Here is a 15,220-nt window from a genome sequence, read left to right on the forward strand (position 1 = left end):
ACTTATTTCTGAAATGTTTCCAGGGTGTTATTTTTAAGCCACAGACACAGATAACCTTTCATTGTCTGTGGTTATTCCCAAAGGACACCCTATGAAACTCTCTCTCTTCAAAAGCCTCTATGTCCAGGTTTTATCGGCCATAGCTATCGGTATTTTGCTGGGCCATTTCTACCCGGAACTTGGCGCGCAGATGAAACCGTTCGGCGACGCCTTCGTAAAACTGATTAAAATGGTCATTGCTCCGGTTATCTTCTGTACCGTTGTAACAGGGATTGCCGGGATGGAAAGCATGAAGGCCGTCGGTCGTACCGGTGCGGTGGCGCTACTCTACTTTGAAGTGGTGAGTACCATTGCGTTGATTATCGGTCTTATCATCGTCAACGTAGTGCAACCCGGCGCGGGCATGAACGTCGATCCCGCGACGCTGGACGCGCACGCGGTGGCAGTCTACGCCGAGCAGGCTAAAGATCAGGGTGTTGTCGCCTTCTTACTCGATATTATTCCGGGCAGCGTGATTGGCGCTTTCGCCAGCGGTAATATTCTGCAGGTGCTGATGTTTGCCGTCCTGTTTGGCTTTGCGCTGCATCGTTTAGGCAGCAAAGGCCAGCTGATTTTCAACGTCATTGAGAGCTTCTCGCAGGTCATTTTCGGCATCATTAACATGATTATGCGCCTGGCGCCGATCGGCGCTTTCGGGGCCATGGCCTTCACCATCGGTAAATACGGCGTCGGTACCCTGGTACAGCTGGGCCAACTGATCATCTGCTTCTACATCACCTGTATCCTGTTCGTGGTGCTGGTACTGGGTTCTATCGCGCGGGCCACTGGATTTAGCATCTTCAAGTTCATTCGCTATATCCGCGAAGAGCTGCTGATTGTACTGGGGACCTCTTCGTCCGAATCCGCGCTGCCGCGAATGCTGGATAAGATGGAGAAGTTGGGTTGCCGTAAATCAGTGGTGGGGCTGGTGATACCGACCGGCTACTCCTTTAACCTCGATGGCACCTCCATCTACCTGACGATGGCGGCGGTGTTCATCGCCCAGGCCACCAATAGCCATATGGATATCTTCCATCAGATCACCCTGCTGGTGGTACTGCTGCTCTCTTCGAAAGGGGCCGCGGGCGTCACCGGGAGCGGATTTATCGTACTGGCGGCGACCATCTCTGCGGTAGGGCATCTGCCGGTGGCGGGCCTGGCGCTGATTCTCGGTATCGACCGCTTTATGTCCGAAGCGCGCGCGTTGACCAACCTGGTGGGTAACGGCGTGGCGACCGTGGTTGTCGCGAAATGGGTGAAAGAACTCGATGCCAAACAGCTCGATGATGTGTTGAATAACCGCGTTCCCGCGGACAAATCGCAAGAATTATCCTCGTAATTCCTCATGTTATGCCCATGGACTATGGGCTCCTGCGCAAAATTAGGTATCATTCCCCTTCTGGGGGAATGATACCTCATGATTATTTTACGTCTTCATGTGACATTTTCGCCTACGCGTGGTCTAACCGACGTATTTGATTCACCACCTTTTTCGGTAACCCGGCGATGGGTTGCCTATGTAACCAGGAATGTTCATCAGGGGTTCACATGCAGGGCACAAAAATTCGACTCTTAACCGGTGGTTTGCTGATGATAGCGACGGCCGGTTCTGTGCAGGCAGAAGCGCTCCAGCCGGACCCGGCCTGGCAACAGGGGACGTTGGCGAACGGTTTTTCGTGGCAGGTACTTTCCACGCCGCAGCGCCCTAGCGATCGCGTCGAAGTCCGCCTGGCTGTGAATATTGGCTCGCTGAGCGAAAGCACTCAGCAGAGCGGCTTCAGTCATTTCATTCCGCGCCTGGCGCTGACCCAAAGCGGCAGCCTCCCGACGATGCAGGCGCGTTCGCTGTGGCAGCAGAGTATTGACCCGAAGCGTCCTCTGCCGCCGGCGATCGTTTCGTACGATTTCACCTTGTTTAATCTGAGTTTGCCGAACAACCGCAACGACCTGCTTAAAGAGGCGTTGAACTGGCTGGCGGACGCTAACGGTAAGTTGAGTATTACCCAACAAGCCGTCAATCATGCGCTGCAGGGCAGCGATATGGTGGCGACCTGGCCGCTGGATACCCAGGAAGGCTGGTGGCGCTATCGCCTGAAGGGCTCAACGATGCTCGGTCACGATCCGGCGGCGCCGTTGAAGCAACCGATTGATATTAAACAGCTGAAAGAATTTTATCAGAAATGGTACACCCCGGATGCGATGACGTTGATTGTTGTCGGTAACGTCGATAGCCGCAGCGTCGCTGAGCAGATCAACAAAATCTTCGGCGAACTGAAAGGTAAACGCGAGACCCCGGCGGCGGTACCAACGCTATCACCTCTGCCGGCTGTACCGGTGAGTATCATGACCGATGCCGTGCGTCAGGATAAGCTGTCGATCATGTGGGACTCTCCATGGCAGCCAATCCGCGATTCCGCCGCGCTGCAGCGCTACTGGCGCGATGACCTGGCTCGGGAAGCGCTGTTCTGGCACGTGCAGCAGAACCTGAGCAAAAGCAACGTAAAAGACATCGGTCTCGGTTTTGATTGCCGCGTGCTGTACCAGCGCGCTCAGTGCGCGATCAATATCGACTCGCCGGGCGAACGCCTGAACGCCAACCTGAGCGCGGTATCGCGCGAACTGGCGAAGGTACGCGACAATGGTCTGCCGCAGGAAGAGTTCGATGCACTGATTGCGCAAAAGAATCTCGAACTGCAAAAACTGTTCGCCACCTATGCCCGCACGGATACCGATATCCTGATTAGCCAACGTATGCGTTCGCTGCAAAATCAGGTGGTGGATATCGCGCCGGAGCAGTATCAGAAACTGCGCCAGGAGTTCCTGAACTCACTGACGGTCGACATGTTGAACCAATATCTGCGCCAGCAGCTGTCGCAGGATATGGCGCTGGTGTTGCAGCAGCCGAAAGGCGAGCCGGAGTACAACATGAAAGATCTGAAAGCGACATGGGAAAAGCTGATGGCGCCAGCACCCGCTGCGGCGGTGAGCGCGACGCCGGATACGGTTGATGCGCATAACGAGGCGACGGATATTCCCCCAGCGCAGTAGATACTGTTATCGGTTTGCAGCGGTTTTGGTCCGGGAAAAACATGTACTTAGTGTTAATTCCGAGCACATTGCGCTCCCGATATTTCTTCTGCGTTATGTCTCTCATGGCGCAGGGAGCGCACAGAGGGCGGCCAGTCGCCGCCGCCCTCTGTACTCCCGGGCTCTGGCCGCCAAAATCGCCACTTCGTGGTACCTTCGACTTATCCCTGCAGGCTTCGGGTCGGGCCGAGGCAGCGTCCTTGCAAAACACGGCCCTCAGCCCGCATCCATGCGGGCTGCCCCGGCCTTCCGGGAACGTCTCAGCGATTTTGAGGCCGCCAACACCGGCAGTTTCAGCCAGCGAACGGTAGGCCGGGTAAGGCGTTAGCCGCCACCCGGCGCAAAATCAGCTCAGCTTCCGCCGCCTGTGTTGAGGTTTGTGCGGTTTCAAAATCCCCGGTGGCGCTACCGCTTACCGGGGCTACAGCACTGTACGATTTGGTAGCCCTGCTAAGCGCAGCGCAAGCAGGGGGAATAGGGTCTTAGTCCGGCATCGCTTCGCGCGGGATAATCGCCCCGCGATATTGGATAACCGTGCTGGCGGTGAGATGTCCGCGTTTCGCCGCGGATTCCGCGTCGCCGCCGGTCAGGCGCACCGCCAGATAGCCGGCGCTGAACGAATCGCCCGCCGCCGTGGTATCCACTACTTTCTCTTTCGGCAGCTTCACCGCGGGCACCTCCAGCAGCGGCTGGCCGGCGATCGCCACCAGGCAGGAGTCGGCGCCGCGCTTCACCACCACCTCTTCTACGCCAGCGGCGTGGGTGCGGGCGATAACTTCGGCAACCGGTACCGCTCCCCACAGCGCATCTTCATCATCCAGCGTCAGAAAAGCGATATCGGTACATTCCAGCATTTGCTGGTACACCTGGCGAGTCTCTTGCTGGCTGGCCCACAGGCGCGGACGGTAGTTGTTATCGAAAATCACTTTCCCGCCGTTGGCGCGGCATTCGCGCAGCAGGGTGAGCAACTTTTCCCGGCTGGCCGGGCTGAGGATGGCGAGGCTGATGCCGCTCAGATAGAGGTAATCAAAGGTAGCCAGCTCTTCGCAGATGGCGCCTGCGCGCTCGCTTTCGAGCCAGAATTTGGCCGCCGCTTCGTTGCGCCAGTAGTAGAAGGTGCGCTCGCCGGTCTCGTCCGTTTCAATGTAGTAAAGGCCAGGCAGACGGTCAGCCATGCGCTGAATCAGATCGGTTTTTACCTGCTCGCCCTGCCAGGACTCCAGCATCTGCTGGCTGAAGGTGTCGGTGCCCAGCGCGGTCACGTAGTGTACGCTTAGGGCATCCGCGCTGGTCTGGCGCGCGATGTAGACGGATGTGTTTAAGGTATCGCCGCCGAAACCGCGATTCACCGCCGCGTTTTTCTCTGACAGTTCAATCATGCATTCGCCAATCACGGCAATTTTCTTAGACATAGTGCTGACCTGAAATTGAATCGAAATTAACGGTAGTTTGCGCTGGGCACCCGGCAGGGTCAACCATATTAAAACATCGTTCCATTATTTTTTGACCTGACGCGCAAAATGTGACGAAAAGCGCATTTGGCGGATGAATCCGCGCTCTTCAACTATAGTGAGGAGTGACGAGACGCAAAAGGAGCGGAGAGGGGATGACCAGAACCCGTAAAACGATTGCTATTATCTCGGGAACGATTGTGCTGTTAATCGTTCTTTTTTTCATCGTGTTGGCGACCTTTGACTGGAACCGGCTCAAGCCGACGATCAATCAGAAAGTTTCCGCCGAGCTCAATCGGCCATTCGCCATTCGCGGCGACCTGGGCGTAGTGTGGGAGCGACAGCCTGAGGAGCGCGGCTGGCGTAGCTGGATCCCGTGGCCGCATGTGCATGCCGAAGATATCGTGTTGGGTAACCCGCCCGACATTCCGCAAGTGACGATGGTACATCTGCCGCGCGTGGAAGCGACGCTGGCCCCGCTGGCGCTACTGAGCAAAACGGTCTACTTGCCGTGGATTAAGCTCGAACAGCCCGACGTCCGGCTGATAAGGCTGACGGAAAACAGCAATAACTGGACCTTTAAATTAGCTTCTGACCCGGCATCCGAAAAAGCCAACCCGCCATCGGCCTGGTCTTTCCGCCTTGATAATATTCTCTTCGATCGCGGCAACATCGGCATTGACGATAAGGTAACCCGCAGCAATATCGCGATCGTGGTCGATCCGCTTGGCAAAGCGCTGCCGTTTAGCGAAGTCACCGGTGCGGGCAACAAAGCGCAGGCGACAAAAGCCGGCGATTATATCTTTGGCCTGTCGGTGAAGGGGCGCTACAAAGGCCAGCCGCTGAGCGGCAGCGGCAAAATTGGCGGCATGCTGGCGCTACGTAGCGATAGTACCCCGTTCCCGCTACAAGGCGATTTTCACTCTGGTAATACCCGGATAGCGTTTAGCGGCACGGTCAGCGATCCGCTTAATGTCGGCGGGCTCGATCTGCGGCTGAAATTCGCCGGCGACTCGTTGCGCGACCTCTACGACCTGACCGGCGTTCTGCTGCCGGAAACGCCGTCCTTTTCCACCGATGGCCGCCTGCGCGCCGACTTTAAACATAAAAACGGCATGCGTTTTGACTATCGCGATTTTAACGGCCGGATTGGCGACAGCGATATCCACGGTTCGTTGACCTATACCACCGGCAAACCGCGACCGAAGCTCACCGGCGATCTGGAGTCTAAACAGCTGCGGCTGGCGGACCTCGGCCCGCTGATTGGCGTTGATTCCGGCGGCGGGGCGAAGAAATCCTCATCACGTAAAGCGGGCGATGCCGTACAGCCGGCGGGGAAAATCCTGCCGGCCGATCGCTTTGAGACGGATAAATGGCAGGTGATGGACGCCGATGTGCGCTTCAAGGGGCGGCGAATCGAACACGGCGGTACTCTGCCCATCAGCGACCTGGCGACTCATATTATTCTTGAACGCGGCGACCTGCGCCTGCAGCCGGTGCGCTTTGGCCTGGCGAACGGTTCGATTGCCGGCAGCGTGCATCTGCAGGGCGATAAAAAACCGCTACAGGGCGAAGCCAATTTGCAGGCGCGGCGGCTCAAGCTTAAGGCGCTGATGCCGAACGTTGAAATGATGCAGAAAACGCTCGGTGAGATGAGCGGCGATGTACAACTGCGCGGCAGCGGTAATTCGGTGGCGGCGCTGCTCGGCAACAGCAACGGCAACCTTAAGCTGCTGATGAATGATGGTCTGATTAGCCGCAACCTGATGGAAATCCTCGGCTTAAACGTCGGTAACTTTATCATCGGGCAGATTTTTGGCGATGAGGAGGTTCGGGTGAACTGCGCGGCGGCCAATATTGATGTGGTCAACGGCGTGGCGCGACCGCAAATTTTCGCCTTCGATACCGAGAACGCGCTGATTAACATTACCGGCACCGCCAGCTTTGCCTCTGAACAGCTGGATCTGACCGTTGACCCGGAAAGTAAGGGCCTGCGGGTGATTACTCTGCGTTCTCCGCTGTACGTGCGCGGTACCTTTAAATCGCCGGATGCCGGGGTGAAAGCCGGGCCGCTGATTGCCCGCGGCGCGGTGGCGGCAGCGTTAGCGACGCTGGTCACGCCGGCGGCCGCTTTACTGGCGCTGATCTCGCCGGCGGAAGGCGAGGCGAATCAGTGCCGGACGATTTTGTCGCAGATGAAAAAGTAAGGATGAGATGAGCGATGGCCCTGACGGCAACAGCGTCAGGGCCTGCAACTTACAGCGATTGATGGCGGGTTTCGTGGGTCAACAGCAGGGCGATCAGCGTCAGCGCCGCCATCGCCGCCAGGTAGATACCGACAGCCGGCAGGCCGTAATTGCCCTGCAGCCAGGCGGCAATATACGGTGCGACCGACGCGCCGAGGATCGACGACACGTTATAGGAGAAAGAGGCGCCGGTATAACGAACTTCCGTCGGGAACAGCTCCGGCAGCAGTGCGCCCATCGGGCCAAAGGTCAGCCCCATCAGGCTAAGGCCAAGCAGCAGGAAGGCGAATACCAGCAGTGGGTTGCCGGAACCGAGCAGCGGTTTAAAGGCGAACAGCGCGAACAGAATAATCATCGTGGTGATGATAATCATGCTTTTACGACGGCCAAAGGCATCCGCCAGCAGGCCCGCCACCGGCACCATCACACCAAAACCAATGACCGCCATCATCAGCATCCACAGCACTTCGTTACGCGGCAAACCTAAGCCAATCGGCGCGGCAGCGGTACTGAAGGTCATGGAGTAAACGGTCATGATATAGAACAGGGTATAGGTCGCCAGCATGATGAAGGTGCCGAGCACGGTCACGCGCACGTGCTTAGTCAGCAGCGTGCCAAGCGGGATTTTGACCTGTTTTTTCGCCGCCGCCACCTTAGCGAACACCGGGGTTTCATGCAGCGACACGCGAACATACAGACCGATAATGACCAGTACCGCAGAGAAGATGAACGGCACGCGCCAGCCCCATTCCATAAACTGCTGGTCGCTCAACAGCCACGACAGCAACAGGAAGGTGCCGTTGGCGAAGAAGAAGCCGATTGGCGCCCCCAGTTGCGGGAAGGAGCCATATAGCGCGCGTTTGCGCGGCGGAGCGTTTTCCGTCGCCAGCAGCGCCGCGCCGCCCCATTCGCCGCCCAGGCCGAGACCCTGACCAAAGCGCGCCAGCGCCAGCAGCATCGGCGCCAGAATGCCAATGCTTTCATAGCCCGGCAGCAGGCCGATGACTACGGTGGATATCCCCATGGTCAGCAGTGAGGCGACGAGTGTGACCTTCCGGCCTACACGGTCGCCGAAGTGGCCGAATAGCGCTGAGCCAATCGGGCGCGCGACAAAGGCGATGGCGAACGTCGCCAGCGACTGGAGCGTCGCGGCGGCGGCATCACCCTGTGGGAAAAAGATATGGGGGAAGACGATAACCGCGGCGGTGGCGTAAATATAGAAGTCGAAGAACTCAATGGCGGTGCCGATGAGTGAGGCGACGACGACTTTATTACGCGAGTTAACCGGCGTGGCGTCTTGCGCGTTGTCGATAGTAGTGGCTGTGGCTTGCATAGATCTTTCTTATTTTTGAGCGAACGAAAAGCCATATAGCCACAGCAAAAGAGACATTTCAATCTGTAACAAAACTCGCTATTGCGCAAAAAACAGGCAAAAAGCGGATAATTTTCGCCCTGAGAAAATATCTTCTATGAAATGCTTCACATAATTAAAATATTAGAGAATAAAACCAGTTTTAGGTTAAATAAAAGTTACGCACTGGATTTATCTGCTGAAATGATAGGTTGGGCTGAATTTTGCGTCTTTATTCAGCCCGATAATGACTTTAATCGTGGGCTTTGCCCGGCATCCGCTTATCGTCTTTGTACTCCGCGGTCGCAATCCACGCGGCGCAGAAGAGGGTCAGACGGGCGAAGAAGTAGAAGAAGGCCATTAGCCCGAGTACGGAACCAAAGGCGGCGCCGGATGGGGATTTCACCAGCGCCGGCAGCGTCCAGGTCATCACGATTTTAATAATCTCGAAGCCAATCGCCGCAATTAGTGTACCGCGGAACAGCGCTTTGCGGCGTGGACGGTGGCGCGGCAGTCGCCAGAAGATCCAGAAAAACAGTAGATAGTTCGCGAAGATGGAAATCGCCAGACCAATCAGGCGCCATGCGGGTTTCAGCCATTCTATATAATCGAGATACAGCGCGGAGATGATCATCTGCTGTGCGGATCCGGCAACGGAGGTAATCGACAGCGTGATAACCAGCGCGACCAGCAGGCCAATCAGCGAGATCAGATCGCGGAAGTATTTTACCCAGATTTTTTCCTGATCCTGCGGCGTACGTTCCCACACGTCGCGCGACTGGGCGCGAATCGCTTCACGCAGGTTGCCCATCCAGTTAATACCGGAGTAGAGCGCGACCAACAGGCCGACCAGTCCGACGGCGGTACGCTGCTGTACGGCGGTGTTGATGGTGTTTTTAAGCGTTGCCGCCAGCGTCGGGTCGCTGACGTTTTGCAGAATTTTATCGAAGATGTCCTGCAGCAGCGTCGGATGCCAGGCCAGTACGAAACCAGCGGCGGCAAATGAGACCATCAGAATGGGGATCATCGACAAAAATGAGAAGTAGGTGATGGCTGCGCCAAACTGATTGCCAAGCCTGTCATTGAACCGCTCGGCGGCGCGCAGCAGGTGGGCTATTACCGGATTGCGCTGAACTTTGGCCGCCGTTCCGGTGACCGTTTTCAGCGCCTGGTTAGCTTTCTGCCCAACGGCGGAATCGTTGATGGCGGCGAGCGTACTTTTGTTTTTCTCCGGCTGCTGGCCCGTTTCCTGTGGCGGTTGGCGATCGTCGTTTTCCGGCGTCATAAGTGATTTCTTCCTTTCTTTACAGCGATATTCAGCCAAAAGTATACCTTAAACGACGCATCTTGCAGGCGCCCATCGGCCCGACGGGCGTTGACGACCCGCGCCGATTAATCGACATAACCTTTCATCAATCCGCCCAGCCACTCCATAAAGAGATGCACGCGGCGGGAGAGATTGCGCCGATGTGGATAGATAATCGACACCGGCATCGGTTCGGCGCGGTACTGCGGCAGGATCTCAACCAGCTCGCCGGTACGCAGCGGTTCACGTACGGCAATGCGCGGGACCTGAATAATGCCGAGCCCGGCCTGGCAGGCCGCCTGATAGGTTTCGGTGCTATTGACGGTCAACACGCCGCCGGTTTTCACCCAGCGCACGGCGCCGTCGCTGACGACTTCAAAGCCTGACTGCCGCGCGCCGAAGTTGCTGGCGTAGTGGATCAGTGCATGATCCGCCAGATCGTCGAGGCTTTCCGGGTAGCCGAAGCGCGCCAGATAATGCGGACTGGCGCAGTTAATTTGCGTGAGTTTGCCGAGCGGGCGGGCGATGAGTCCCGAGTCTTTGAGCGTACCCACCCGGATCACGCAGTCGAAGCCTTCGCGCACCACATCGACCAGCCGGTCGCTACTGCTCAGTTCGATTGCAATGCCGGGATACTGTTGTAAAAACGCGGGAAGTTTCGGGATGACCAGTTTTTTGGCGACGCTGATCGGCATATCGACACGCAGGCGGCCGCTAATGCTTGACGGATCGCCCTGAAACATACCATCCAGTTCTTCGAGATTACTTAACAGGTCTTTGGCGCGTTCGTAATAGACCATGCCGTCCTGCGTCAACTGCACCCGGCGGGTGGTGCGGTGCAGCAGGCGAGCGCCGAGATGGCTCTCCAGCGCCTGGATCTGTCGCGATACGCTACCTTTGGGCAACCCAAGGGTATCGGCGGCGCGAGAGAAACTCTCTAGTTCCGCGACACGAATAAAGAGTTGCATTGCGTGAATTTTATCCATGCTTACTGCCTATTGTTGTTGATACTGAAACAGTAAAACGTAATTTAGCCCATTTATTGTTACTACGTCTGCTAATAAGCTCTTTATTCACACACACGTAATGATGAAGGGGTTTCTGATGACACAACGTATCGCTTTAGTAACCGGCGGCAGCCGCGGTCTGGGAAAAAACGCGGCGCTGAAGCTGGCGGCGAAGGGAACCGATATTATTCTGACTTACCACAGCAACCAACAGGCGGCGCGGGAAGTGGTGCGCGAAATTGAGCAAACAGGAGCGAAAGCGGCAGCATTGCCGCTGAACGTCGGCGATGCCGCCAGTTTTGCAGGCTTTGTACAACAGCTGACGCAATGTCTGAAGGAGAAGTGGCAGCGCGACAGCTTCGATTATTTATTGAACAATGCCGGCATCGGGTTGACCGCGCCGTTTAGCGAGACCAGCGAAGCGCAGTTTGACGAGTTGATGAACATCCACTTTAAGGGACCGTTCTTCCTTACCCAGCAGCTGCTGCCTTTGCTCAAAGACGGCGGGCGCATTCTGAACGTCTCCAGCGGGCTGGCACGCTTTGCACTCCCTGGCTATTCCGCTTATGCGGCGATGAAAGGCGCCATGGAGGTGTTAACCCGTTATCAGGCGAAGGAGCTCGGCGCTCGCGGAATATCGGTTAATATCATCGCCCCCGGCGCAATTGAAACCGACTTTGGCGGCGGCGCGGTGCGCGATAATGCCCCGCTTAACCAGCATATTGCCGCCCAGACGGCGCTAGGCCGCGTCGGCCTGCCGGATGATATCGGCGATGCTATCGCCGCGTTGCTGAGTGACGAGCTCGGCTGGATGAACGCCCAGCGCGTTGAGGTTTCCGGCGGCATGTTTTTATAATGATCACGCCCTGCGCATAATAGCGTAGGGCGCCTTCATATTGTGCTTTTTATTATTCCGTAACACTCTTTTGCATCATGCGTATCGCTGATTTCCAGCGACTCGATTACACTGGAAGAAATAATATTATTATCCTGTTATCTATCCACTTAATTAAGGAATTCCTCATATCAAATGTAATAAATATTATGAATGAGTAATCGTTCCGCGCTGGCGTGTAACTATTCATCATCATGATGTTTATATCATCTCCTCCATCGGTAAAATGGCTTAGGTCATACGGCGAGTTCTTATTTTTGTCGGCTGATATTACCCTTCACCCACTTTTAAAAGGGGTATTTTCGATGGAGAGCAGTCCATGCAAGTAATCATGTTTGACAGGCAGTCAATATTTATTCATGGAATGAAGGTCGGCTTACAACAACGTATTCCTGAAATTAATATTCATAGCACCTGTCAGGCAGAACAGCTGTGGCAACTGCTCACGGCTCATCCACAAGCGCTCCTCATGCTTGATGGCGATCTGAACAGTGAATTTTGTTGCTGGTTGCTCCAGGAGAAGCAGCAGCGTTTTCCGCATGCCAAAGTATTATTAGTGGTTTCGGATGATAATAAAAGCTGGCTGCAACGGGCGCTGGCGTGGAACGTGCGCGCCATTGCCCAACGTGAGGATAGCGCCGATATGTTTGCCCAGATCATTAATAGCATCATGTTGGGCATGATGTGTCTGCCTGGCACATGGTTAATGACTTCGGCGGATCGCGGGAAACACGCTGTACATTTAAGTCGTCGCCAGCAGGAAATTTTAAAACTGCTGGCGGAAGGCAGCTCTAATAAGGAAATTAGCCGTACGTTAAATATCAGCGCCGGGACCGTGAAAGCGCATCTTGAGTCGTTATATCGGCGGCTGGATGTGAAAAATCGGACCCAGGCGGCGATGGCATTTAATAGCGTTTGTGACAATTAACCGGTCTGACAAAACCACTCGCACTCCTGCAGGCGAAAGGCGTTATCGCGGTCAATTTTCCGCCATATCGTCAGCGCCTGCGTCATGTTGTGGCCGTTAAGATAATGCAAAATAGCGTCCAGCTGCGGCTGGGCGCTGCCATCTAAACTGAATACCAGCGCCAGCAGGGCATCGTACTGCGGCTGAGTCAGTTCCACGACCAACCTGCGCTGTAGTATCTGTTGGCACTGCAGCAGGTCTACCGTCAATAGCATCATCGCCAGTTCAGCGGTGATGGGCGTCTCTTTCTCATCTTCATCAATAGCGTGGCCATAGCCGACCCGCCATTGGCCAAACTGGTCCTGATATGGCAGTAGCGCCAGCCCTTGCGTTTGCTGAATAAATCGCAGTCCCGCCAGGCTTAACGTGGTGATAGTCATGGTCTTTTCCTCTATTGTTGGCGGCAGTGTAGAGGAAAAGCGGGGTCGTCCCCATTCGCCGGATGGCCCAGGGCCTTATTGGTAATCGTGGCGCATCAGGCCAAACAGCCAGTCATTGTGCCAACGGCCATGTAACCAGTAGCTCTCGCGTAGCTCTCCTTCCTGTATAAATCCTGTTTTTAGCAGCAGCTGTCTTGAGGCCTGGTTTCCGGCGGTGACGCTGGCGGTAAGACGACGAATGCCGCCTGTAGAAAATGCGTAATCACATAGCGCACACAGTGATTCATATCCATAGCCTAGCCCCTGCGCCTGTGGGGCGAAGAGAAAGCCCACTTCGGCGATATCATCATCGTGATGGCAATAGCCGGTCAGGCCGAGGGGCGTATGGCTTTGCCGATCGCGAACCACCAGGCATAGCCAGTGCGAGGACTTAGGCGACCAGAGCGGCAGGCGTGCATCAAACGCGGCGCGGATATCGGCGATGGGCCGGTTATCCGCAACATAGAGCATCACCTGCGGATCCTGTTGCAGGCTGAGAAAAAAAGACCAGTCGTCAAGCTGCAGCGGCGAGCAGCGCAGCCGCGGCGTAAGCAGTTCGGGCATGTTGTCGGCTCTGGCAAAGGGAAAATAAAACCTTAGCAGCACAGCCTGCCGACGGAAAGTGCCTTACGAAGACCTCGGCTCGCCGTACAGGCTGATAAGCCGCCGCACCACGCCGTTGGTCCAGCCGAAGCCATCCTGCAGCGGATATTCCCCGCCGCCGCCCTCATGTGGTACGCCGCTGGCGATATGATATTTCTCAATCAGCTTGTGGTGTTTGAGATAAAATTGATTCACCGTCTGCAGCCAGCTCTGGGCGATTTCATCGCCAAGCGGGTCGTGGCCGTACATTTTGAATCCCTGTACCGCCATCCACTGCAGCGGCGCCCAGCCGTTGGGTTTATCCCACTGTTCGCCGCTTTCATATTCCGTCGCCATGATGCCGCCAGGGGTGAGCAGACGCGCGCGTACGGCATCCGCCAGCCGTTCGGCCTGGGCGTGGGTCGCCATCCCGACATACAGCGTGACGATGCTGGCGGCGGAGAACAAGGCCAACTGCTCACGGCGCCAATCGTAATCGCGAAAACAGCCGCACTCTTCATCCCACAGGTAGCGGGTAACCGCCTCCCGGCGCGCGTTAGCTTTACGGCGAAATTCGGCTTCAGCCTCGCGATCGCCCTTCAGGCCGGAAAGATTGGCGATGGTATTTTCCAGCTTAAACAGAAAAGCATTGAGGTCGATGGGAATAAACTGGGTGGTGCGGATACTCGCCAGCCTGGTGATATCGCGCAGCCAGCGGCTGGAGTAGTCCCAGCCGGAAGCCGCGCCGGCGCGCAGGTCACGATAGACCTCGTTTGGCGGCCGGCCGGAATGCTTCGCCGTTTCGACATCTTCTCGCCAGGATTCATCGCGCGGCGTATCACGGTCGTCCCAGTAGCGGTTAAGCAGTGAACCATCAGGCATACGCACCACGTGACGGTAGGCCTGGTTAGGGATCAGCGATTCCGCGCCGTCCATCCAGAAGGCGTGCTCTAATTTGAGATGATCGAGATAGCGGCGCGCGCCGCGAACGCCATCTTCCTCAAACAGCTCCACCATCAGGGCGAATACCGGCGGCTGGGAGCGGCTGAGATAATAGGTGCGGTTGCCGTTGGGAATGTGGCCGTAGGTTTCAATCATCCAGGCGAAGTTGTCGGCCATACATTTGAGCAAATCTTCACGGCCACTTTCCGCCAGACCCAGCATGGTGAAGTAGGAATCCCAGTAGTAGGTCTCGCTAAAACGCCCGCCGGGGACGATGTACGACTGCGGTAGCGCCAGCAGCGATGACCACGGAATATGATCCTGCGGTTCACGGGTGAGCACCGGCCACAGCTTATCAATATGCTCTTTTAGCGTCAGTTTCGGGTCAGAGGTGTAATCATCGGCATGGCTATCCGGTAGCCAGAAGTTGTCTTCCACAAACTGACGCAAATCGAACTCCGGCGTACGCTTAACCCGCCGGTAGTGCATCAGGATATCCAGCGGATCGTGTTTTGGCGCGCAGTCGGGAAAGGTTTTGCTATCAAGAAAAATGCGCGACTTTTGTACGTTAGTAAACAACTCGAGATAGCGGTCGGCGGGGGTCAGGGCGTCAGACGCCGGTAGCCCTTCGATGATCTCCGGCTCCGGTTCGGCGTCGAACATTTCATCCAGTTTTAACTCATACGGATCGGCTTCGTAGCACGGATCGTTTTCGATCCTCAACTCGTCGTCATCAACGTTGCGTAGTTTCTGGCTGAACATAGCGATACAGGCCTCCGGATAGCGTGAGTTTAGGGGCCGGGCATGCCCGGGCTCTCTAATAAGCGTAGACACTCGCTTCGGTCTGCGGAAGATAAACTGTGCGTCAGGTCACGCTTTTCAGTGCATAAAAATGGCAGGTAAGACGAGCAGGTCTTTGAAATTAAAG

12 protein-coding genes are annotated in these 15,220 nt (G+C 56.1%); 5 read left to right on the forward strand and 7 right to left on the reverse strand.

The window, feature by feature from the left end; translation table 11 throughout:
- Nucleotides 1–91: 91 nt before the first annotated feature.
- Both ABLV07_RS09310 and ABLV07_RS09315 read left to right on the forward strand, forming a co-directional pair.
- Complete coding sequence (locus ABLV07_RS09310; protein ID WP_015369244.1) at nucleotides 92–1,378, forward strand: dicarboxylate/amino acid:cation symporter; 1,287 nt, start codon at nucleotides 92–94, stop codon at nucleotides 1,376–1,378.
- 209 nt (nucleotides 1,379–1,587) lie between these two features.
- Nucleotides 1,588–3,087: a pitrilysin family protein gene (locus ABLV07_RS09315; protein WP_015703757.1), complete on the forward strand. Its 1,500-nt coding sequence runs from the start codon at nucleotides 1,588–1,590 to the stop codon at nucleotides 3,085–3,087.
- A 521-nt stretch (nucleotides 3,088–3,608) separates the two neighbouring features.
- Here ABLV07_RS09315 and ABLV07_RS09320 read toward each other — a convergent pair.
- Nucleotides 3,609–4,538, reverse strand: a complete 930-nt coding sequence (locus ABLV07_RS09320) for a sugar kinase (RefSeq protein WP_015703756.1) — start codon at nucleotides 4,536–4,538, stop codon at nucleotides 3,609–3,611.
- Nucleotides 4,539–4,732: 194 nt separating this feature from the next.
- On the opposite strand from ABLV07_RS09320, the gene ABLV07_RS09325 reads away from it, so the two are divergent.
- Nucleotides 4,733–6,784, forward strand: a complete 2,052-nt coding sequence (locus ABLV07_RS09325) for an AsmA family protein (RefSeq protein WP_348853503.1) — start codon at nucleotides 4,733–4,735, stop codon at nucleotides 6,782–6,784.
- Nucleotides 6,785–6,833: 49 nt separating this feature from the next.
- On the opposite strand, the gene ABLV07_RS09330 is transcribed toward ABLV07_RS09325, so the two are convergent.
- The 3 genes from ABLV07_RS09330 to ABLV07_RS09340 all read right to left on the reverse strand — a co-directional run bounded on the left by ABLV07_RS09330 (nucleotide 6,834) and on the right by ABLV07_RS09340 (nucleotide 10,466).
- Complete coding sequence (locus ABLV07_RS09330) at nucleotides 6,834–8,156, reverse strand: MFS transporter (RefSeq protein ID WP_045397190.1); 1,323 nt, start codon at nucleotides 8,154–8,156, stop codon at nucleotides 6,834–6,836.
- A 271-nt stretch (nucleotides 8,157–8,427) separates the two neighbouring features.
- Nucleotides 8,428–9,459, reverse strand: coding sequence for an inner membrane protein YhjD (yhjD, locus tag ABLV07_RS09335; RefSeq protein WP_020077734.1), 1,032 nt, complete (start codon nucleotides 9,457–9,459; stop codon nucleotides 8,428–8,430).
- 107 nt (nucleotides 9,460–9,566) lie between these two features.
- The gene (locus ABLV07_RS09340; protein WP_032713112.1) at nucleotides 9,567–10,466 is read right to left on the reverse strand and encodes a LysR family transcriptional regulator; all 900 of its coding nucleotides are present in this window, start codon (nucleotides 10,464–10,466) and stop codon (nucleotides 9,567–9,569) included.
- Nucleotides 10,467–10,584: 118 nt separating this feature from the next.
- On the opposite strand from ABLV07_RS09340, the gene ABLV07_RS09345 reads away from it, so the two are divergent.
- Both ABLV07_RS09345 and ABLV07_RS09350 read left to right on the forward strand, forming a co-directional pair.
- Entirely contained in the window at nucleotides 10,585–11,343 is a 759-nt protein-coding gene (locus ABLV07_RS09345) for an SDR family oxidoreductase (protein ID WP_032713113.1), read from the forward strand.
- A 358-nt stretch (nucleotides 11,344–11,701) separates the two neighbouring features.
- Nucleotides 11,702–12,310, forward strand: coding sequence for a response regulator transcription factor (locus ABLV07_RS09350; protein ID WP_032715270.1), 609 nt, complete (start codon nucleotides 11,702–11,704; stop codon nucleotides 12,308–12,310).
- Here ABLV07_RS09350 and ABLV07_RS09355 read toward each other — a convergent pair.
- From ABLV07_RS09355 to ABLV07_RS09365, 3 genes are all read right to left on the reverse strand, one after another.
- Entirely contained in the window at nucleotides 12,307–12,729 is a 423-nt protein-coding gene (locus tag ABLV07_RS09355) for a muraminidase (RefSeq protein ID WP_032715268.1), read from the reverse strand. The genes ABLV07_RS09350 and ABLV07_RS09355 overlap by 4 nt on opposite strands.
- 75 nt (nucleotides 12,730–12,804) lie before the next feature.
- Nucleotides 12,805–13,332 carry a GNAT family protein gene (locus ABLV07_RS09360; RefSeq protein ID WP_015703751.1) on the reverse strand — a complete coding sequence of 176 codons (528 nt, stop codon included), beginning with the start codon at nucleotides 13,330–13,332 and terminating at the stop codon, nucleotides 12,805–12,807.
- Nucleotides 13,333–13,395: 63 nt separating this feature from the next.
- On the reverse strand, nucleotides 13,396–15,054 hold the full coding sequence (locus ABLV07_RS09365; protein ID WP_015369256.1) for an alpha,alpha-trehalase: 1,659 nt from the start codon (nucleotides 15,052–15,054) through the stop codon (nucleotides 13,396–13,398).
- Nucleotides 15,055–15,220: the final 166 nt, after the last annotated feature.

The sequence above is a fragment of the Klebsiella sp. CN_Kp097 genome, from assembly GCF_040064495.1.
Taxonomy (GTDB): domain Bacteria; phylum Pseudomonadota; class Gammaproteobacteria; order Enterobacterales; family Enterobacteriaceae; genus Klebsiella; species Klebsiella aerogenes.